22 protein-coding genes and 1 pseudogene are annotated in these 19,646 nt (G+C 69.9%); 10 read left to right on the forward strand and 13 right to left on the reverse strand.

The features are described from left to right. Position 1: 1 nt before the first annotated feature. The gene (locus RPX00_RS29765; RefSeq protein ID WP_406630329.1) at positions 2–274 is read right to left on the reverse strand and encodes a hypothetical protein; all 273 of its coding nucleotides are present in this window, start codon (positions 272–274) and stop codon (positions 2–4) included. Between the two features lie 94 nt (positions 275–368). On the opposite strand from RPX00_RS29765, the gene RPX00_RS29770 reads away from it, so the two are divergent. Continuing rightward, the gene (locus RPX00_RS29770; protein ID WP_406630330.1) at positions 369–866 is read left to right on the forward strand and encodes a putative immunity protein; all 498 of its coding nucleotides are present in this window, start codon (positions 369–371) and stop codon (positions 864–866) included. Here RPX00_RS29770 and RPX00_RS29775 read toward each other — a convergent pair. The 4 genes and pseudogenes from RPX00_RS29775 to RPX00_RS29790 form a co-directional block, all read right to left on the reverse strand. Continuing rightward, positions 863–2,482: an ABC-F family ATP-binding cassette domain-containing protein gene (locus RPX00_RS29775; protein ID WP_406630331.1), complete on the reverse strand. Its 1,620-nt coding sequence runs from the start codon at positions 2,480–2,482 to the stop codon at positions 863–865. The genes RPX00_RS29770 and RPX00_RS29775 overlap by 4 nt on opposite strands. 98 nt (positions 2,483–2,580) lie before the next feature. Continuing rightward, positions 2,581–4,107, reverse strand: a complete 1,527-nt coding sequence (locus RPX00_RS29780; RefSeq protein WP_406630332.1) for a catalase — start codon at positions 4,105–4,107, stop codon at positions 2,581–2,583. Continuing rightward, a pseudogene (locus RPX00_RS29785) lies at positions 4,104–4,543 on the reverse strand (Fur family transcriptional regulator). The gene RPX00_RS29780 and the pseudogene RPX00_RS29785 overlap by 4 nt, the downstream one beginning before the upstream one ends. A 62-nt stretch (positions 4,544–4,605) precedes the next feature. Further along, complete coding sequence (locus RPX00_RS29790) at positions 4,606–5,241, reverse strand: TetR/AcrR family transcriptional regulator (protein WP_406630333.1); 636 nt, start codon at positions 5,239–5,241, stop codon at positions 4,606–4,608. A 66-nt stretch (positions 5,242–5,307) separates the two neighbouring features. Between RPX00_RS29790 and RPX00_RS29795 the strand changes: the two genes are divergently transcribed. The 3 genes from RPX00_RS29795 (at position 5,308) to RPX00_RS29805 (ending at position 6,792) form a co-directional block, all read left to right on the forward strand. Further along, positions 5,308–5,586, forward strand: a complete 279-nt coding sequence (locus RPX00_RS29795; RefSeq protein ID WP_406630334.1) for a hypothetical protein — start codon at positions 5,308–5,310, stop codon at positions 5,584–5,586. Continuing rightward, entirely contained in the window at positions 5,583–5,726 is a 144-nt protein-coding gene (locus tag RPX00_RS29800; protein WP_406630335.1) for a hypothetical protein, read from the forward strand. The genes RPX00_RS29795 and RPX00_RS29800 overlap by 4 nt, the downstream gene beginning before the upstream one ends. A 112-nt stretch (positions 5,727–5,838) precedes the next feature. Then, a complete protein-coding gene (locus RPX00_RS29805; protein WP_406630336.1) occupies positions 5,839–6,792 on the forward strand; it encodes an alpha/beta hydrolase in 954 nt (317 codons plus the stop codon). Between the two features lie 10 nt (positions 6,793–6,802). Here the strand turns inward: RPX00_RS29805 and RPX00_RS29810 are convergent, their stop codons facing one another. Next, a complete protein-coding gene (locus tag RPX00_RS29810) occupies positions 6,803–7,690 on the reverse strand; it encodes an alpha/beta fold hydrolase (protein WP_406630337.1) in 888 nt (295 codons plus the stop codon). Positions 7,691–7,777: 87 nt separating this feature from the next. Here RPX00_RS29810 and RPX00_RS29815 point away from each other — a divergent pair, with 87 nt between their 5' ends. After that, a complete protein-coding gene (locus RPX00_RS29815; RefSeq protein ID WP_406630338.1) occupies positions 7,778–8,359 on the forward strand; it encodes a TetR/AcrR family transcriptional regulator in 582 nt (193 codons plus the stop codon). 221 nt (positions 8,360–8,580) lie between these two features. Here the strand turns inward: RPX00_RS29815 and RPX00_RS29820 are convergent, their stop codons facing one another. From RPX00_RS29820 to RPX00_RS29835, 4 genes are all read right to left on the reverse strand, one after another. After that, entirely contained in the window at positions 8,581–9,687 is a 1,107-nt protein-coding gene (locus RPX00_RS29820; protein ID WP_406630339.1) for a PucR family transcriptional regulator, read from the reverse strand. A gap of 22 nt (positions 9,688–9,709) precedes the next feature. Further along, positions 9,710–10,033, reverse strand: coding sequence for an HNH endonuclease (locus tag RPX00_RS29825; protein ID WP_406630340.1), 324 nt, complete (start codon positions 10,031–10,033; stop codon positions 9,710–9,712). Beyond that, on the reverse strand, positions 10,009–10,176 hold the full coding sequence (locus RPX00_RS29830) for a hypothetical protein (RefSeq protein ID WP_406630341.1): 168 nt from the start codon (positions 10,174–10,176) through the stop codon (positions 10,009–10,011). Before RPX00_RS29830 ends, RPX00_RS29825 begins: the two co-directional genes overlap by 25 nt. A 269-nt stretch (positions 10,177–10,445) precedes the next feature. Then, on the reverse strand, positions 10,446–11,309 hold the full coding sequence (locus RPX00_RS29835; RefSeq protein ID WP_406630342.1) for a LysR family transcriptional regulator: 864 nt from the start codon (positions 11,307–11,309) through the stop codon (positions 10,446–10,448). Between the two features lie 69 nt (positions 11,310–11,378). Between RPX00_RS29835 and RPX00_RS29840 the strand changes: the two genes are divergently transcribed. Continuing rightward, on the forward strand, positions 11,379–12,245 hold the full coding sequence (locus RPX00_RS29840) for an EamA family transporter (RefSeq protein ID WP_406630343.1): 867 nt from the start codon (positions 11,379–11,381) through the stop codon (positions 12,243–12,245). A 58-nt stretch (positions 12,246–12,303) separates the two neighbouring features. Further along, the gene (locus RPX00_RS29845) at positions 12,304–13,218 is read left to right on the forward strand and encodes a hypothetical protein (RefSeq protein WP_406630344.1); all 915 of its coding nucleotides are present in this window, start codon (positions 12,304–12,306) and stop codon (positions 13,216–13,218) included. Between the two features lie 1,017 nt (positions 13,219–14,235). Here the strand turns inward: RPX00_RS29845 and RPX00_RS29850 are convergent. Beyond that, entirely contained in the window at positions 14,236–14,691 is a 456-nt protein-coding gene (locus RPX00_RS29850) for a hypothetical protein (protein ID WP_406630345.1), read from the reverse strand. An 85-nt stretch (positions 14,692–14,776) separates the two neighbouring features. On the opposite strand from RPX00_RS29850, the gene RPX00_RS29855 reads away from it, so the two are divergent. Further along, entirely contained in the window at positions 14,777–15,514 is a 738-nt protein-coding gene (locus tag RPX00_RS29855) for a TetR family transcriptional regulator (RefSeq protein ID WP_406630346.1), read from the forward strand. Positions 15,515–15,672: 158 nt separating this feature from the next. Here RPX00_RS29855 and RPX00_RS29860 read toward each other — a convergent pair whose 3' ends face one another. Further along, positions 15,673–16,566: an NAD(P)H-binding protein gene (locus RPX00_RS29860; RefSeq protein WP_406630347.1), complete on the reverse strand. Its 894-nt coding sequence runs from the start codon at positions 16,564–16,566 to the stop codon at positions 15,673–15,675. 83 nt (positions 16,567–16,649) lie between these two features. Here RPX00_RS29860 and RPX00_RS29865 point away from each other — a divergent pair, with 83 nt between their 5' ends. Both RPX00_RS29865 and RPX00_RS29870 read left to right on the forward strand, forming a co-directional pair. Beyond that, positions 16,650–17,285, forward strand: a complete 636-nt coding sequence (locus RPX00_RS29865) for a TetR/AcrR family transcriptional regulator (protein WP_406630348.1) — start codon at positions 16,650–16,652, stop codon at positions 17,283–17,285. Next, positions 17,282–18,409 carry a mandelate racemase/muconate lactonizing enzyme family protein gene (locus tag RPX00_RS29870; protein WP_406630349.1) on the forward strand — a complete coding sequence of 376 codons (1,128 nt, stop codon included), beginning with the start codon at positions 17,282–17,284 and terminating at the stop codon, positions 18,407–18,409. The genes RPX00_RS29865 and RPX00_RS29870 overlap by 4 nt, the downstream gene beginning before the upstream one ends. 42 nt (positions 18,410–18,451) lie before the next feature. Here the strand turns inward: RPX00_RS29870 and RPX00_RS29875 are convergent, their stop codons facing one another. Continuing rightward, on the reverse strand, positions 18,452–19,624 hold the full coding sequence (locus RPX00_RS29875; RefSeq protein WP_406630350.1) for a glycoside hydrolase family 64 protein: 1,173 nt from the start codon (positions 19,622–19,624) through the stop codon (positions 18,452–18,454). Between the last annotated feature and the right edge of the window lie 22 nt (positions 19,625–19,646).

A 19,646-nucleotide genomic window follows, 5' to 3' on the forward strand; every position in this document is an offset into this window, starting at 1 on the left:
GCTAGCGCACGCGCGGATTCCGCTTCCGCCGCCGTCGCTCCGTCAACGCCGCGAGGAGCCGGGGGAGACCTCGGTTCCGCCGCACAAACACAATGGATTCGCCGTGTGAGGCCGTCCCGGTCTCCGCGGCGTTTTCCGTTCGCGAGCCGCGCCGGAACTCCTCGAGCCGGGCGGCGAACTCGGCCGGGTCGCCGCCGACGTCCGGGTGGTGGGTGCGCACGAGCCGGCGGTAGGCCGCCTTGTCGGCTTCGGACCACGTCCTCCGCTCGTCCACCGCCGTCCTTCCCCGGTTGAGGGTTCTGCCCACTGCCCCTGCCGGGATTCGGCTGGAAGTGCCAACCGGCAGTTCAACGATACAGTTCAAGAACATGATCGAACTCAGCCTGGGCGAACTGCGCTCCGTCACTGCGTATGCGGTGGCCTGTGCGGAACCCGCGTTGTCCATCTTCGAGCAAGCTCGTCCGGACGACCACCGTCCGCACGGGGCGATCGAAGCGGCCCGTGCGTTCGCCGAGGGAGCCAAGCGCAGCAAGGCAATCCGGGACAGCGCGTGGTCGGCGCAGCGGGCGTATCAGGAAACTTGCGACGCCGGTCAGGCGGCGGCGAGCGAGGCCGCGCGGGCCGCGGTCGCCGCTGCGGGTGCGGCGTTTCTGCATCCGCTCGCGAAAGCGACGCAGGTGTGGCACATCCTGGGCGCGGCTGGGCATGCGGCGTATGCGTGCGAGCTGGCTGGCAGGCCAGTGCAACGCCCGGTGGCCGATCCGGTCGTCGTTCGGGTGCTGTCGCGGTATCCGAACGCGCCGGGCGGGCGCGGCCGGGCGGGGGAGCTGGTGCGCGAGCTGGATGCCTTGCTGCGCAAGGGTTAGCGGACTCGCTCCACCCGCCGTTCGTCCCAGACCGGTTCCGGGGTTTCGCGCACCACGCCGTCCGAGCCGAAGACCAGGTAGCGGTCGAACGAGCGCGCGAACCAGCGGTCGTGGGTGACCGCGAGCACCGTGCCCTCGTAGGACTCGAGCCCCTCCTGCAGCGCTTCGGCCGATTCCAGGTCGAGGTTGTCCGTCGGCTCGTCCAGCAGCAGCGCGGTGGTGCCTTCCAGTTCCAGCAGGAGGATCTGGAACCGCGCCTGCTGACCGCCGGACAGCCGGTCGAACGTCTGCTCGCCTTGGCGGTGCAGCTCGTACCGGCGCAGCGCGGACATCGCCGCGCCGCGGTCGCGCGCGTGTTCGGTCCACAGCACGTCGGTCAGCGTGCGGCCAGTGAGTTCCGGACGCGCGTGCGTCTGCGCGAAATGGCCGGGCACGACGCGCGCTCCGGTCTTCCACTCGCCGGTGTGCGCGACGTCGCCGCCCGCGAGCAGCCGCAGGAAATGCGACTTCCCGGAGCCGTTCGAGCCGAGCACCGCCACTCGCTCGCCGAAGAAGATCTCCAGCGAGAACGGTTTCATCAGCCCGGTGAGTTCCAGGTTCGCGCAGGTCACCGCGCGCACGCCGGTGCGGCCGCCGCGCAGCCGCATCCGGATGTCCTGCGGCCGCGGCGGTTCCGGCGGCGGACCGGCCTCCTCGAACTTCCGCAGCCGGGTCTGCGCCGCCTTGTACCGCGACGCCATCTCGTCGCTGCGCGCGGCGTACTGCTGCATGTCGCGGACAAGCCGTTTGAGCTGCGCGTGTTTCTCGTCCCAGCGCCGGCGCAGCTCGTCGTAGCGGGCGAACCGTTCCTGACGCGCCTCGTGATAGGTGCCGAAACCGCCGCCGTGCACCCACGCGTCCGCGCCGTCGCCGCCGGGCTCGACGCTCACGATCTTGTCCGCCGCCCGGGCGAGCAGTTCGCGGTCGTGCGAGACGAACAGGACGGTTTTGCGGGTTTCCTTGAGCCGGGCTTCGAGCCAGCGTTTGCCGGGCACGTCGAGATAGTTGTCCGGCTCGTCCAGCAGCAGCACCTCGTCCGGCCCGCGCAGCAACGCTTCCAGCACCAGCCGTTTCTGCTCGCCGCCGCTGAGCGTGCGCACGAGCCGCCACCGCGCGCGGTCGAACGGCACGCCGAGCGCCTCGGTGGTGCACATGTCCCAGGTGGTCTCGAACTCGTAGCCGCGGGCTTCGGCCCAGTCGCTGAGCGCCTGCGCGTACTGCATTTGCGCGGCCTCGTCGTCGACCTCGAGCATCCGCTCCTCGGCGGCGTCGACCGCTGCGGCGGCGTCGCGAACCCGTTTCGGGGCAACGGAAACCAGCAGATCCCGCACCGTGCGTTCGTCGCGCACCGAACCGACGAACTGCGCCATCACGCCCAGCCCGCCGGACACGGTGACCGCACCCTCGTCCGGCTTCAGCTCTCCCGACAGCAGCCGCAGCAGCGTGGTTTTGCCCGCCCCGTTGGGGCCGACCAGCGCGACGACGGCGCCCTCGCCGACCCGGAACGAGACGTCGCCGAGCAGCGGACGCCCGTCGGGCAGCACGTAGCGCAGGTGCGCGGCTTCCAGATGGCCCATGGCGGGGACTCTACCCAGAGCGCCGCGAATGGCCGCACGGTTTTCGGGGGTCGTGAGCGGCGATCCCAGTGAGAACCGGGATCGCCGCTCACGAGCAGTTATGCCTTGCGCTGCATGCTTTCCCGCGCCGGGTTGGCCTGCTCCGCCGCCTTCGGGTCCTTCTCGCCCTGCTTCGCGCGCACGCCGGATTCGACGCGGTCGCCGAGATCCTTGTCCACGTTGTGCCAGTACTCGAAGGCCCGCTTCAGCACCGGTTCGGTGACCCCGTTCAGCAGATGCCCGACGATGTTGTCCACCAGCCGTTCGCGCGCGGCGTCGTCCAGCACGTCGCGCACCATCGTGCCGGCCTGGCCCCAGTCGTCGTCCTCGGCGTGGTCGACGTAGGCCGACCGGACCATCTCGCCGTCGGCGTGCCAGCCCGCGGGCGTGCCGTAGCGCTCGGTGTCGGCGCGCGGGCCGCCCTTGGAGTTCGGCGCGTACACCGGGTCGGAGACCTTGGCGTAGCGCATCGCGCCGTCCTTGCTGTAGCTGTGCACCGGCGCGGCCGGCGCGTTCACCGGCAGCTGCTTGTAGTTCGCGCCGATCCGGTACCGGTGTGCGTCGGCGTAGGCGAACAGCCTGCCCAGCAGCATCCGGTCCGGGCTCGGGCCGATGCCGGGCACCAGGTTGTTCGGCTCGAACGCGGCCTGCTCGATCTCGGTGTGGTGGTCGGTCGGGTTGCGGTCCAGCGTCATCCGGCCGACCTCGATCAGCGGGTAGTCGCCGTGCGGCCACACCTTCGTCAGGTCGAACGGGTTGAACCGGTAGGTTTTCGCGTCCTCGAACGGCATCACCTGGACGTGCAGCGTCCAGCTCGGGTAGTCGCCGCGCGCGATGGCCTCGAACAGGTCGCGGGTGTGGTAGTCGGTGTCCGCGGACGCCATCTGGTCGGCCTCGTGCTGGGTGAAGAACTCGATGCCCTGGTCGGTCTTGAAGTGGTACTTGACCCAGAACTTCTCGCCGGCGGCGTTGACCCACATGTAGGTGTGCGAGCTGTAGCCGTTCATGTGCCGCCAGGTGCGCGGGATCCCGCGGTCGCCCATCAGCCAGGTGACCTGGTGCGCCGATTCGGGGGACAGGGTCCAGAAGTCCCACTGCATGTCGTGGTCGCGCAGGTTGCTGTCGGCACGGCGTTTCTGCGAGCGGATGAAGTGCTGGAACTTCAGCGGGTCCTTGATGAAGAACACCGGGGTGTTGTTGCCGACGAGGTCGTAGTTGCCCTCGGAGGTGTAGAACTTCAGCGCGAACCCGCGCGGGTCGCGCCAGGTGTCCGGGCTGCCGCGTTCGCCGGCCACGGTGGAGAACCGGGCGGCCATCTCGGTTTTCGCCCCCGGCTGGAACACCGCGGCCTTGGTGAACCGGCTGACGTCGCTGGTCACCTCGAAGCGCCCGAACGCGCCGCTGCCCTTGGCGTGCGGCTGCCGCTCCGGCACCCGTTCCCGGTTGAACTGCGCCATCTGCTCGATCAGGTAGTGGTCCTGCAGCAGGATCGGGCCGCCCGGGCCCAGGGTGAGCGAATGCTCGTCGCTCTCCGCCGGGATCCCGGAGTCCGTGGTGGTCGCCGGGGGTTTCGGTTCTTCGGTCATCTCGCGAACTCCTCGTGGTGGTCGGAAACGCCGGAGCAGTCCGGGCACAGGCCCCAGAAGACGATCTCGGCCTCGTCGACGGCGAACCCGTGCCGGTCGTGCGGCGTCAGGCAGGGGCCTCGCCGCGCACGCAGTCGACGTCCTCGGCCCGGCCGCAGCGGCGGCAGACCACGTGGTGGTGGTTGTCGCCGGTCCGCCGCTCGAACCGCGCCGGATGCCCGGACAGCTCGATCCGGCGGACGAGCCCCGCGTCGCCGCACGCGGCGAGCACGTCGTACACCGCCTGGACCGACACGCTGCCGAGGCTTGCGCGCACTCCCGCCACGATCGCCTCGACGGTCGCGTGCGGGTGCTCGCCGAGCCAGCCGAGCACGGCCTGCCGGGGCTTGGTGACGCGCAGGCCCGCCGCGCGCAGCGCGGCCGCCGAGTCCGGCATCGGAGTCCTCCCGGGGATCTGGAACCGCTCCAGTTCCGCCGGTTACCCGGGCTCCCCGGCGCTTACACCTGGGTGTCGCCCACCGGACGGGTGAGTTCGGCGAGGTGGGCGCGGAGGACGGCGACGCACTCCTCGGGCGTGGTGAGGTCCGGCTGCAGGACGGTCCGGAACGCGATCCCGTCGATGAGCGCGGCCAGCCGGGGCGCTTCGATCTCCGGGTCGCGCGGCTCGTACCGGCCGCTGCGAGCCTGGGCGTCGACGATGCGCCGGGCCAGCGTGACGGTGCCCTGGACCGCCTCCCTGGCCAGGTCGTCGAGGCCCGGATTCGCGCGCGCGGCGATCAGGAACTCGACCAGCACGGTGATCTCGGTGCGCCGCCGCTCGTCCAGCGGCAGCAGTTCGGAGAGGAACTCGGTGAGCCGGTCGACGGCCTCCTCCGGCGACACTTCCGCCAGCGAGCCCATCGCTTCGCGGCGTTTGACGAGCCGCGCGGTCGTCTGGTCGATGGTGGTGCGCATCGCGAACCGCATGAGCGCGTGCTGACTGTCGAAGTAATGCCGCACCGACCCGATGTTCAGGCCGGACTCCGCGGCCACCGCGCGCAGCGAAACCGCGTGCAGCCCGCCTTTCGCCGCCAGCCGCAGCACGGCGTCGGCGATGTGCGCTCGCCGCGCTTCCTCATCCACCACTCGGGGCACTGGACTTTTATATCACAGCCGTGATAGAACTTTTAGTATCACAGGTGTGACAGAAAGGGGTGCGCTGTGGAGACGGTGCTGAACATCCTGCTGATCCGGTTCGGCATCATCGCCGGGATCGTCGTGGTCGTCGGCCTGGCCGGCTTCGCGCTGATCGTTTCGCTGCGCCGGCGCGGCAAGGGGGAGCGCGTGCGGGAAGGCGCGGCGGCGCTGGCGAAGTCCGCGGCGAGGGCCATGGACGGACGCGGGGCGCGGGGAGTGCGCGGACGCGTCGGCGGCGAGGTCGTGCGCCAGGCCGCGCGGTGGCTGGACGAGGACCCGGGCCGGAAGCGGTCCGGCCGGTGAACGCGGTGCTGCTCGCGGACGGCGACGAGATGTTGCGGCACCTCATGCACGACTTCCTGGTGAAGGGGCTGATCGTGCTCGGTGCGGTGCTGGTGGCGGTGATCGGCGTGGTGGTGATCTGGAAGAAGGTCGGACGCTGAAGCGCGCGCCATCCGGCGGGCTGGCCCCGCGCGGTACGCGACACGTGGCGGTGCCGGGCGGTCGCGGAATTTCGGCACGATGGAGTCTTCCCCTGGAAGACGGAGGCCGTTGATGAGTTATCCGTTCGATCCCGAGATCGCCGCCGCGATCCCGATGCTGCCCGAGGTCGACTTCCGCGATGTCGACGCTTCGCGGGCGGGCATGTCCGAGCTGATCGCCTCGCTGCGAGGCGAAGTCGACGAAACCGGCGTGACCACGCGCGACGTTGCAGTGCCCGGTCCCGAGGGCGCGCCGGACGTTCCGGTGCGCGTCTACATCCCGGATCGCGTCGCGACGAAGGCGCTGCTGTTCGACATCCACGGCGGCGGTTTCGCGCTCGGCGATCTGGAAGTCGACCACGCGTCCAACCTCGAATCGGCGCGGGAACTCGGGGTCGTGATCGTGTCGGTCGAGTACCGGCTCGCGCCGGAGAACCCGTATCCGGCCGGGCTGGAGGACTGCTACGCGGCGCTCGAATGGTCGGTGAAGCACGCGGACGAACTGGGAGTCGACCCGGAACGGACGGTGGTCCACGGCGTGAGCGCGGGCGGCGGACTGGCTGCGGCGCTGGCGCTGCTGGCGCGCGACCGCGGCGGCCCGGCGATCGCGTTCCAGTTCCTCTCCGTGCCCGAACTGGACGACCGCCTCGACACCGGCAGCATGCGCCGGTTCGCCGACACGCCGATCTGGCACTCGCGGGCCGCCGAGGCCAGCTGGGACTACTACCTCGGCGGGCCGGGCAAACGCGGCGGCCCGGACGTCGAGATCTATGCGGCGCCGGCCCGGGCGACCGACCTTTCCGGCCTGCCGCCCGCGTACGTGTCGGTGATGGAGTTCGACCCGCTGCGGGACGAGGGAATCGCTTACGCACAGGGGCTTTTGGCCGCCGGAGTGCCGACTGAGCTGCACCTGTTCCCCGGTACGTTCCACGGATCAGGGGTGATCCAGCACGCGACGGTGAGCCGCCGGGAGTCCGCGGAGCGTCGGGCGGTGCTGGCTCGCGTGCTGGGGGTCGAACCGAGCTGAGCCGCTGTCCTCAGGCTGGTTGCGCTGCTCGTTCGATGAATGCGGTCAGCGCGGCCACGACCGCGTCGGGTTGTTCGTCTGGGATGAAGTGACCGGCCTCGGGGATGACGACGCCGGTCACGTTGTCCGCCCACGGGCTGAGGGACGCGGCCATGTCCGGGATCGAGCCGTGGGAGCTGGAGATTCCCAGGACGGGGACGGTCAAGTGTTGTCGTTCAAGGGCTTCGTGGTTCTTGCGCGCCGATTCCGCGGCGTCGCGGTAGTAGGCGAGAGAGGCTCGGAGACCGCCTTCGGCGGCGATGGCGTCGGCGTAATGGTCGATGTCGGCGCTGTCGAACGTGGTGGGGGACAAGGCTTTGGCCTTCAGGAACCAGTCGACGTATTCGCGCTCGCGACCGGCGAGCAGGGTCTCGGGCAGTTCGGGCACCAGGTGGAACGCGAAGTGCCAGGTCTTCCACGCTCGGTCGGGGTCGGTCGGGATGCTGTCGGGGAGGGTGATTCCGGGGATGCCGGCGTCCAGCAGGGCGACGCCGTGCAGGCGGTCTTCGTGCTTCAGAGCTAGCGAGAAGGCGACCCAGGCCCCGATGTCGTGGGCGACGAGCCAGTACTTCGGCACGCCGAGCGCGGTCACCGCGGCCTGGACGCGCGAGGCGACAGTGTGCGTGTCGTAGCTGTCGTGCGGGCGATCGGAGTTTCCCTGTCCCGGCAGGTCGATCGCGAGCACACGGAATCGCTCGGCGAGGCCTGGCATCGTGGTGCGCCAGGCCCGCCAGGTCTGCGGGAAGCCGGCGAGCAGGACGACCGCGGGGCCGTCCGGCCGTCCGCCTTCCACGGCGTGGAGCCGGATGCCGTCCGCGTCGGCCCAGCGGTGGGTGAATCCCGGCAGTTCGTCAGTCATGGCTTGAGCCTAACTCATCTTGAACTGTTTGGTTCAAGATGAGTTAGGATGGTCACGACGGCTTGGTTCGGGCACAAGGGGCGTGGGATGGCCGGAAAGAAGCAGTTCGATGTGGACACCGCGCTGGACGCGGCGATGGTCCAGTTCTGGCGGGCCGGGTACGCCGACACGTCCCTCGACGATCTCTCCCGGGCGACCGGGCTGAACCGCAGTTCGATCTACTCCTCGCTGGGGGACAAGGATTCGCTGTATTTACGCTGCCTGGACCGTTATGCCGCGCGCTATGGTGGCCGGTACGACCAAGCGCTGTCCGGTGCTTCGGAGGATCCGGTGCGGGCGGTACGGGAGTTTTTCGAGGTGACGCTGAACCGCATTGCCGATCCTGAGGTGCCGGACGGATGCTTGGTCGCCCAGACTGCGATGGCGATTCCGGTGCTGAGCCCTGATATCGCGGCGCGTGCCGTCGAGGCTTTGGGCGTTCAGCAGGCGCGGCTGCGGACTGCTTTGAAGGCTGCGGGGGTGGTTGATGCCGATGGCCTCGCTGTGCATTTCGCGGCGGTGAACCAGTCGCTGGCGGTGATGAGCCGGGCGGGGGTTGGGCGGGAGCAGCTTCGGGCGGTGGTTGAGGTCAGTGTGGGGGCGCTTTCTCGGGCGGTGTCTGGTGTTTGAGGCCGGTGGTTTTCCTCAAGTCGCGTGTTCGTTGTGGACAAGTCGGATTGAGGCGCCGATGCTGTCGGTGGCGGGCGATAGAGTGGAATTCGGGGGTACCCCGAAGCGGAACTGCGGCTCGGGGCTACTGGGGCGGGGCCGCTGCTGCTTGGTTTGGTTCGGGAATGGGGCCGTTGTCATTCGGCGTGGTTCCGGAGCGGACCCCACCGCCCAGCCCCCGGTCAGCCCGATTCCGCCAACCTCCGCGCCATCAGGGCCAGCCGGGCCCGGAAGCGGCCCTCCGGGCTGTCCAGGGACCAGCCCAGCGCGTCCTCCACGTGCGCCAGCCGGGCTGCCACCGAGCTGTGGTGGCGGTGGAGGGCGATCGCCGCCTGGCGCAGGGAACCGGTGCGGCAGAAGGCTTCCAGCGTTTCTAGGTCCCCGTGCCCAGCGAGCGCGTTCAAGGCCAGCACGTCCGGCTGCGCGCGCAGCTGTTCCGCCGGGATCTCCGCCAGCAGCGTGACCGCGCCGAGGTCCTCGTGCACGATCAACGGCCGCGCGGGCGCCGCGAATCGTTTGGCCAGGCGGGCTTGCAGCCACGAGCGGCGGGCTTCCAGGCCGTCGACCGCGTCGCCGATGCCTACCCGGACGGTGTTCGGCAGCGTGCCGTCTTTGGCCCGCAGCGCAAGCGTTTCGCGCAACGTCGAGACGACCGAATCCGGGCCTTCGCGCGGCTGAAGCACCACTGCGGCCACCCCGCCGACCACGGCTACCCGCGCGCCGAGCGGTCCGCCGCGGGCGACGAGGGCGACCGCGTCCGCGCCGGCGTCGCGGCCAGCGCCCGAACCGACCGCCACCACTCGCAGCGGGCGTGTGGTGTCCAGGCCGAGCAGGGTCAGTGCCCGCGCCCGGTCCTCGTCCGCCGCTTGTTCGCCCAGGACCAGTTCGACCAGCGCCGGGTCGGCGAGGTGCGGTGCGGCGGCGGGCGGCGGTTCGACCGGATTGAGCACCTTTGCCGAGATCGCGAGCCGTTCGAGCACCAGGACGTCCAGCGGGCCCGGTTCGCCGGTGCGCTCCAGCCACACCCGCCCGGCGCCGTCGAGGTCCACGACGACGGCCCCGGGCGGAATCGGGCCGTCGCCGCCGGGATCGCCGTTCGGCCGGAACCGCAGCACGGTTCCGTTGACACAGCGGATCCCGGCGACGCATTCGGCGAGAAAAGCCGTGGCGCGCAGCAGATCCGGCAGCGTGGCGCGGCGGGCGATCAGCTCGTCGAAATACGCGATGACGCGCACCGCCGTTTCCGCGCCCGAATCGACCGTCGACAACCGCAGCAGCAAGCCCTTCACGGAGTCCAGCTTAGCGCGAGTCTCATGTGGACAGTCCGGTCAGCGGATGCAGCTCCTCCCAGCGCGGGACGCGCGGCGCGAACCGGAGCGTGAGCCCGGCTTCGGCGGGCGTGCGGTCGGCCTTGCGCGCGTTGCAGCTGCGCGCCGAACCGCCGCAGGCGGCGACGGTGTTGAGCCAGCTCGTGCGCGGGCCGCCGCGCGAAACCGGCGTGATGTGGTCGACCGTGGTGGCCCGGCGGCCGCAGTAGGCGCAGGTGTGCCGGTCGCGCCGCAGCACGCCGGTTCGGGACCAGCGCGGCGGCCCGGAATAACGCCACTTCATCACGACGTAGCGCAGCAGCCGCACCACCTTCGGCCGGGGAAGACGCCGAGGTCCGGCCCGTCGCTTTCGTGGACGACCGCGACCTGGCGGACCAGCATCCGGATGGCATGGGGGAGCGAGACGGTGTGCAGGGGCTCGTAGCCGGCATTGAGGACCAGGACTCCCATGGCGACGGGCACCTCCTTCCAGGGCGAAACGGGCCGCGAACGCAAAAGCCGCCCGGCCGGTGGTCCGGCGGGCGGCTCCTCGCTCACGGCGTGGCAGGCCACGTCATGGCGTGGAGCCAGGAATGCCCGGCAGGCGCATGCGTTCAGTGCGGTGCGGCATTCCGTGGTTCCTTTCGTGGCTGGACGAGTTCATCATTGCCGCCCCGCGCCGCCGCGTCAACGGAAAATGATCGCCCCGGTTTCAAGATCTACAGTGGACTGACCGCGCCTCACCGTTTCGGCGGCGTGCGGTACAGCTCGCCGAGCAGGGCCACCGCGGCGTGCGTGGCCGGATGCGGATCGTGGGCACGCCAGGCGAGCCGCACCGGCACTGGCGGGGCGTCGCGGACCCGGCGGTACACGATTCCGTCGCGGCGGTACTGCGTCACCGTCGCGTGCGGCGTGATTCCGACGCAGCGGCCGGTCGTGATGGCGGAGAGCCAGTCGTCGACGTCGTGCGTCACCTCGATCCGCGGGCGCGCTTCCGGCGGCCACATTTCGGCGGAAGTGGTGCCGGTGCGCGGATCGACCACCAGCAGCCGGGACGCGAGATCGGCGAGCACGACGGTGCGGCGGCGGACGAGCGGATCGTCGACGGCCATGGCGCAGTAGCGGTCCTCGCGGCCGACCGTCGCGTGCGCGAACTTCCCCGACGGCATCTGATGGCGCACCACGGCGAGGTCGGCCAGCCCCTCGGCCAGCCCGGCGGTCGCGGTGTTGGCGCGCACGAGCAGGAGTTCGATGTCCGGGTACCGGGCGGCCCACCGCCGCTGGAACTCCGCGGTGTGCTTGCCCACCGCCGACCACGCGTGGCCGATGCGCAGCCGCGTGTGCCCGGTGGTCGCTTCGCGGACGAGGTCGTCGGCCTCGGCGAGCAGGTGCCGGGCACGGGCGAGCACCTGGACGCCCGCTGTCGTCGGTTCGAGGCTCCGGCTGGTGCGGTGCAGCAGCCGCACGCCGAGAACCCGTTCCAGCGACGCCAGATTCCGGGATACCGCCGCCTGCGAGACGCCCAGTTCCCGCGCGGCGTCGGTGAACGTCCCGGTGTCCACGATCGTCACGAGGCAGCGCAGCTGACGCAGCTCCAGATCCATGCGTCCAGCGTATCGCTGGTGCAATCAATGCATTATGCGCATGGATCCGGCGGTCCCATGCTCGGCCGTATGGCGACTACGGAACTGGCTCCGCGAACGCGCGACAAGGCCCGGGCGACCGGTGCCGCGATGCTGCTCGGCAGCGCGCTGTCCAACCAGACCGGCGCGGCGACGGCGGCGCTCGCGTTCCCGGTGCTCGGCCCGCCGGGCGTGGTGGCGGTCCGGCAGTGGGTGGCGGCGGTGGTGCTGCTGGCGATCGGACGGCCGCGGCTGCGCAGTTTCACCGCGCGGCAGTGGTGGCCGGTGCTGGGGCTGGCCGCGGTGTTCGCGACGGTGAATCTGTGCCTGTACACGGCGATCGACCGGATCGGCCTCGGACTGGCCGTGACGCTCGAATTCCTCGGCCCGCTCGCGATCGCGCTGGCCGGTTCGCGCCGTCGGATAGACCTGGTGTGCGCGGTGGCCGCCGCGGTCGCGGTGGGCGTCCTGATGCGGCCGCAGCCGACCACGGACTATCTCGGGATCGGGTTCGCGCTGGTCGCCGCAGTGTGCTGGGCCTGCTACATCCTGCTGAACCGGACCGTCGGGCGGCGCGTGCCCGGCGCGGCGGGTTCGGCGGCCGCGGCCGGGGTGTCCGGTCTGCTGTACGTGCCGATCGGGGTGGTCGCGATGCTGCACCACCCGCCGACGTTCGGCGCGCTGGCGGCGTCGGTCACCGCCGGTCTGCTGGCTTCGGCGGTGCCGTTCCTCGTCGACCTGATGGCGCTGCGGCGGGTCCCGGCGCAGTTCTTCGGGGCGTTCATGAGCGTCAACCCGGTGATGGCCGCGCTGGCCGGGCTCGTGGTGCTGGACCAGCGGCTGGACGCGATCGCCTGGGCCGCGATCGGGGTGATCGTGGCGGCGAACACGGTGGCCGTGCTGCGGCGGGCGCGGTAATTGTCGGTGCGGCGGGATAACGTAGGTGGTGCTGGTGTCGCGGGTGAGGAGGTGTGGCGTGGTGCGGATCGCGGATCAGGAGTGGCCGTCCACGGTCGTGCCCGCCGACGCGCGCGAACGCGCTCAGTCGACCGGCGTGCTGGTCCGCCGCATGGGCTGGATTTCCGAGCGGCTGACCCGCGAAGAGCGCGACGACGTCGAGCGGCAGCTGGAATTCTGGTACTCCCACGGCTACTGCCCGGACGCGCTGCTGATCGCGATGAGCACGCTGCCGGACGGCACGCGCCAGCGGCCGCGCCGGTCCGGCGAGAAACCGGGAGACTTCCTGCGCTCGCGGATGAAGGGCTGGTTCGCCGACGAGTCCGACGCCGCGATGACCGAGGTGCGCGAGCCGCCGAGGCAAGGGCAGACGTTCGAGGCCTGGCTCGCGAACCGGCGCAAGCAGGTCGCCGACGAGGGCACGTATCAGCGGCGCTCGCGGCTCACCGGCGCGGGAGAACGGGCTCGGGCCGAGGCTCGGTCGATCGCGGCTTCGCGGCGGAAGGATCCGCTCGCGCGCGTGCGCGAGAGTGAACGGCGGCGTGCCGCGGCGCTGGAGAGTCTGCGGGTGGTGGGCGAAGCGGTCGAGGTGCCACCGCCGCCCGCCGAAACGCGCGCGACGCCGAGGATGGTGGCGTCGTTCGCCGGACGGCAGTCGCTGGCGGCGCATTCGCCGCAGGTGCTTCGGATCGTCGAGCGGTTGCGGGCGGAGAAACGCGGGCCCTCGCCGGCGGAGCTGGCGGTGCTGCGGAACGCGGTTCGCGACGCGCACCACAATGCCGGGCTGGGCACGCTCGAGGCGGCGAGCGCGGAGGTCAACGACGTGGACGAGCTGACGCCGGACGGGCAGCGGATCAAGGATTTTCTGGCCCGTGCGGCGGACGATCGGCTGCCGCTCGACGCGACGGTGCGGTTGCTTCACTCGATGCGGTGAGCCGTGCGTGTCGGGTCACCCGCGGCGGGGATGGTGCTTCCAGACTCGCCCGGTGACGAACACCTCGATGGACGATGCCGGGCGCTGCTTGCTTTCGGTGGCGTGGAATATCCGGACCGGCGGTCCGCGAGCGGATCCTCGGGCGGACGCGGTGCGGGAGCGGTTGCGGACGGTGTGCCGGGGGCTGGGGCATGCGGCTTGCCGGTGGGCGGCGGGGAATTCGGGTGGGGATCCGGTGCCGTTGTTGCGGTTGGCTGATCGGGCTTATGAGATTGACACGTTGCTGTTGCTGGTGGGGACTTCGTTGATTCCGGATTCTTCGCGGGATTCGCGGCGGTGGGGGGAGATTGACGGGTTGGTGGCTGAGGTGGACGGGATGGTGGGGGAGGCTTGGGCTGTGGTCGAGGGTGTTGTCGGGGTTTCTTGAGGGTTGCTTGAGGGGCTCGTCGCCTGGCGGCGACATTGCTCCTCGGTGTGGTGGTGGGCACCCCGAAGCTTGATTGTGACTACGGCGCGGAGGTGCTTGTCAAGGCGGGAAAGATGCCTTGACAAGCACCTCCGCGCCGTGTTTTGGCTTCGTATCGGGGTGCGGGGGGTGTGGGTGCCTTGATGGGGTGGGTGCACCGGCTGCGGTTTGGGTGGGGTGGGCTTGCGCCCCAATGTGGCGTTGGGTGCGTCAGATGCACCGAACGCCACATTGGGTGCGTGGGATGCACCCAATGCCACATTGGGGTGCGTTGGCGGGCGTATCGGCGGCGGGTTGTGTAGGGCCTTCGCGGAAATTCAGGTGTGCGAGGGGAAGTCCGGGCGTGTGGGGGAAGCCGGGTACGCGAGGGAAGCCGGGTGCGAGGGGGCGCGCGGAGGCGATGTCTGTGAGGGGAACCCTGGGGGAATCTGGGGGCTGTGAAGGTGGCCTCACGCAAGTGATGTCCGTGAAGGACTCCTTGAGGGAATCTAAGTCCGTGAAGGTGGCCCTCACGGCGGCGGCGGGCGTGAGGGCGGCGAAACGGGGGCGTGTCAGGGGCGCTGGCGCACTCCGGCCAGGACGGCGCTCACGCTCGGCAGCCAGCGGTGCCTCGGGTCGGGGGCGGTTTCCCATTCCGGGCCCAGGCCGGGGGTTTGCTGTCCGGTGGGCAGGGGGAGGAGCGCGCCGCTGTCCAGGACGGTTACGTCGGGCGGGAGGGTGCCTCGCAGGAGGAGTTCGCCGTCGGTTTCGGCGAGGATGGCCAGGCGCGGGCCGTGCTGGGTGGGGAGGATCAGGGACGGGCCGTCGCAGCCCAGGGCGGACAGGTGGGTGTGCACCGGGCCTGCGGTGAGTTTGGGCAGCGTGACCGCGCACAGTCCGTTTTCCAGCGCCAGGAACAGCCTCGCGCCCTGCCTTCGGACGGACCAGCCGAACACCCCGCCGTAATACGCGTCCGCCGGGTCTTGGGCCGTGTGGTGGTCGGGCCGCAGTTGCTGGTCGAGTGTCATCGTCGACGCCTTCCGCTCGCATGGGGTGCGTGACCATGCTAACGGCACTCAGTGCCACTAGCAACCCGACTGCTACCGTTCGGGGATGACCGAGACGCCGCGCACCCGGGTCGGGGCCACGCCCGCCGGGCGGCGGCAGTTGCGGCGCGCGCTCGCGACGGCGGCGGTGGATCTCTTCGCCGCCAACGGGTACGAGGCGACGACCATCGACGACATCGCCGCGGCGGCGGGGGTCGGGCGGCGCACGTTCTTCCGGTACTTCGACAGCAAGGACGACGTCCTCTTCGCCAACCACGACGAGATCGTCGCCGAGATGGAGCAGGTCTTCGAGGCCGCCGATCCGGCGCGCGACCCGGTCGAGGTGGCCACGGCGGCGGTGTCGCTCGTGCTCCAGTCCTACGCGGCGGAGCTGGACGTCTCGCTCAAGCGGTTCTCCCTCACCCGCACGGTGCCCTCGTTGCGGGACAAGGAGGTCGCGACTGTCGACCGGTACCAGCGCGTCCTCGCCCGCTATCTGCAGGACCGCTTCGCGGCCGCCGGCGACGAGGCGGCGACGCTCCGGGCGGCGGTGGCCGCGGCGGCGATCGCGGCGGCCAACAACCACGTGCTGCGGCGCTGGCTGCGCAGCGGCGGCCAGGACGACATCGCGGCCGCGGCGACGGAGGCGTTCACCCTGGTCGCGGACGCGTTCCGGACGTCGGACGGGAAGGCACCCGGCAAGCGCGGGACGAGCACGGTCGTGGCCGTGCTCAGCACAGAGACGCCGCTGCACGAGGTCGTGAACCGGATCGGCGCCGCGCTCCGGCAGGACGAGTCCGGGTGACGCGCTTGCCGTTCGGCCAGTGAAGTGCACTGAGTGCCATTGGGCCGGGTGGTACGGCGAGCGGACCATCGGCAGCGGCGGTGATCGGCAGTTGAGCCGGATCACGGTCGAAGCGGAAACGCCGCGTGCCGATGATCGCTATGACCGCGGGGGAGCGGTCAGGCCTTCTCGACGGCCGGCTTGAGGACTTCCTCGCACCACTGCCGGAAAGTGGTCGGAGTGTCGACGGCATTCTGCGGCGTGCGGACGACGCCTTCGTCCAGATGGTTCAGCTTCGCGGTCATCATGTCCATCATGGACTGGGCCATGGCCTCGGAATGGCCGCGCGCGAGGACCTGCGCGCCGAGCGCCGAGACCGGGATCTGCTGGTATTTCACCGAAATCCCCAGCACGTCGCTGACGATGGCAGCCTCCTGGTTCGGCGTCAGGTCTTCCGGGCCGAGCACCGGGACCTCTTCCCGGCCGGTCCACAAAGGATCGAGCAGCAGCCGTGCGGCGACTGCGCCGATGTCGCCCGTGCAGACGGTCGGTGCGGCGTAGTCCGGCGGCAGGACGTCGTAGAACGCGCCTTGTTCTTTGATCACTGTCGTTTGGCGCAGCAGATTGTCCATAAAGGTCGGATTCGCCAGCGCGCGGAAGGCGACGCCGGTGTCGGCGATCAGGTCGTCCATGGCCAGCGTCGCGGTGACGTGCCCGGCCCGCTCGGCGGACGCGGTGCCGCGGCCGAGCGCGCTGACCGACACGACGCGGCGGACGCCGTGGGTGCGGATCGCCTCGACGGCGGGGCGGGCGAAACCTGAGTAGGCCTCGTCGATGCTCGGGGCCCGCGGGTCGGGCGGGACGAGCCAGAACACGGTGTCCGCGCCGTCGAAGGCGCGGGCCAGCACGGCGGGATCACTGTGCGAGCCGGGGACGACTTCGCACCGTTCGCGCAGGTCAGCGGGCAGTTTCGCGGGGTCGCGGACGATCGCGCGGACGGGGCGCGAGCCGTCGGCGACCTCGGCGAGCACGCGGCTGCCGATGTTCCCGGTGGGGGCGGTGACGACGATCATGCGAGTACTCCAGGAGACTGTCGAAGAGGTGGAGCAGGAAGTAAACTCCACCGTACCGTTTACTTTTGGCGGAGGCAAGGCCGATGGCGCGTGAAGGCGGTTCGCAGCTGCGGGGTGCGGAGTTGCGCAAGCACATCCTGCTGGCGGCGAAGAACGTGTTCCTCGAGACCGGGTTCGAGCGCGCGTCGATGGACGCGGTCGCGGCCGGGGCGGGGACGTCGAAGCGGTCGCTGTACGCGCACTTCGAGAGCAAGGACAAGCTCTTCCTCGCGGTGCTCGACCTCGTCCGCGAGCTGTACCTCGGCAAGCTCATGACCCCGGACGCGTACGCGGCCGACCCGGTCGAGGCGGTCGCGCTCTTCTGCGGCCGGTTCCAGCAGCTGCTCACCTGGGAGCCGCAGGCGCGGACGTGCCGGCTTTGCATCTCGGCCGCGGAACGACTGCCGGACAGCGCGAAGGCGTACTACGACGCGATGTTCGACGTGATGTACACGCGGCTCGCCGAGTATCTCGCGGCACAGTACAAAATGGACCGCGCGGCCGCGGTGGCGCTCGCGGAGGATTTGGTGGGGCGGACTGTGCTGCCGCGGGTGTTCCGGGTGCTGCTGAAGGCAGAACCGGCGATCGAGGATCTTCCTGGGGCCGAGGCGGCGGTGGAAAACGTTGACCTGGAACCGATCCGGCGGGTTGTTGCGGCGGAATTGGTGACGCGGGCGTGAAGATCACCGAGGTCGACGTGTGGGTCGTGAATCTGCCGTTGACGAATCCGTTCACCAGTTCGTTCGAGACCAAGACCGGCGAGACTCGCACCGTGGTGCGGCTGCGCACGGACACCGGGGCCGAGGGCTGGGGCGAGACGATGTGGGGCCGCCCGGTCGCGGAGCTGACCCGGAAACTGGGCGCGGACATGATCGGGACCAGCCCGTTCGCGCTCGAAGCCTTTCACCGCCGCCAGCACATGGTGCCGTTTTTCCACGGCTATCTGGGTTACGCCGCGCTGGCCGGGCTGGACGTGGCGTGCTGGGATTTGATCGGCCGGGTCACCGGGCAGTCGGTTACCGATCTGCTGGGCGGGCCGGTGCGGACCGAAGTGCCGATTACCGCGTTGATTACGCGTGCGGACGCGCCTGGTGCGGAAGGCGCGGAACTCGCGCAGGGGCTGGCCGAGCATGCGGCGAGAGTGGTTGCCGAGGGCGGTTTTTCGGCGATGAAGCTGAAAGGCACCCGGGATGTCCGCGGTGATGTCCGGATTCTCCGGGAGCTGCGGAGCGCGCTGCCGGACGTCGAGTTGCGAGTGGATCCCAATGCGGCGTGGTCGGTGCCGGATTCGATTCGGGCCGGGATCGCGTTGGAGGAACTGGACCTCGAGTATCTCGAAGACCCGTGCGCGGGTATCGAGGGAATGAGCCAGGTGCGCGCGAAGGTGCGGATTCCGTTGTGCACCAACATGTGCGTGGTCCGGTTCGAGGAGTTCGCCCCGGCGGTGCGGCTCGGTGCGGTCGACGTGATCCACGGTGACGTCTACAAATGGGGCGGTATTGCGGCGACGAAGGCACTCGCCGCGCACTGCGAGACTTTCGGGCTCGGGATGAATCTGCACAGCGGCGGCGAACTCGGCATTGCTACTGCCGCGCATCTCGCGGTGGTGGCGAGCACGCCGGTGCTTTCGCGCGCGATTGACAGCATGTATTACCTGCACGCGGACGACATTGTGGCACCGCTGGAGCTTTCCGGCGGCCGGTTGCAGGTGCCGGCCGGGCCGGGGCTCGGGGTGGAAGTGGACGAGGAGAAGTTGGCGTTCTACGCGGCGAAGAACGAGCGGGAAGGCGATCTCACCGGGTGAAGATGCCGGCGGTCCACAAAGGACCGCGGCATCGTCTTCGGCTCAGCGTAAGGCGTTTACCGTGATGGTGAGCGTGTCCGGGTCGCCAGCCTGTACCGCGCCGCTGAAATCGGGGCCGGGGGAGACGTCGTCGTACGGGAACGCGTAACCCCGGTTGTCCGGAAGTTTGCTGTGGATGATCCGCGCGTAGTGGTTGGTTTCCGCGTTCTGATAGAACTTCGCGGGATCCTCGCCGGTCGGCTGTTTCGGATTGTCACGCAGGGTGGTGCGGTTCAGCGCCGCTGCCAGCCGGGGAATGATCGCCTTGCGCGCGTCGCTGTCGCCTTGTTTGATCGCGAACGGCCCGCTGTCGCAGCTCCACACGTCCGGCGTCGCGGGCTTGTCGAACCGTTCGCCGTTGTTGAAGGCGAGTACGCCGTCCGCGCCGACCTTGCCGGTGAACGACCCAAGGCCGGGGACTTGGGTGTCGACGGTGAGCGTCTCGCTGGAGTATTTCTTCCACGCCTCATCGATGTAGCCGTCGAGGTATCCGCCGAATTGGTCGGCACGGTAGTGCGCGGACAGCGCGCGCAACGGCTTCCCGTCGCTGCCGGTTTCGATGAGGGAGCCCCATTTGCCGCCCTGGGCGTTGAGCGCGTCGCAGATCGGGTCGAGCGAGCGGGCGGGCAGGCCGGGCACCGTCTGGTCGCCGGAACCGGTCGTGGTCAGGTGCAGGCCGATCGGGATCGCGACGAAATCGACGTAGCTGATGTTGGCGAACAGCACGTCGTTGTTGAAGGTGAATTCGCAGAACGACCAGTTCTTGCCGTAATTCGGGTCGTCGGCGTTGAGGAAGCTGGGGTGCACGAGCGCCGGGCCCTGGTTGACGAAGAAATCGAGCTTGCTGTCGAGGGCGACATAGATCCGGGCCGCGTACATTTTCGGGACGGTGACCTGGGAAAGCGACTTCAGCGGGATCGCGCAGTCCTCGGCGAGCGGGGTGTGGTCGCTGCCCGGGGAAGGAGGATAGTAAGGCGTGCCGTCGGCTTTCAGGACGATGAGCCGGTTGTCGAGCGTAGTGCCGGTGATGTACGCGTACGCCTGTCCCGCGCCGGATTGGTCGACGAAGGCGACCTTCGCGGTGTCCGGGGTGGTCGCGGAGGCGAACGCGGAGTTCCAGAGTGGAAATGTCGCGGCCGCCGCGGATGCGCCGAGGAAAGCCCGCCGGGAAATCAAGGAAAACCGCCTCCTGGAGTCG

This window comes from Amycolatopsis sp. WGS_07 (assembly GCF_045278895.1).
In the GTDB taxonomy this organism is placed as follows: Bacteria; Actinomycetota; Actinomycetes; order Mycobacteriales; family Pseudonocardiaceae; genus Amycolatopsis.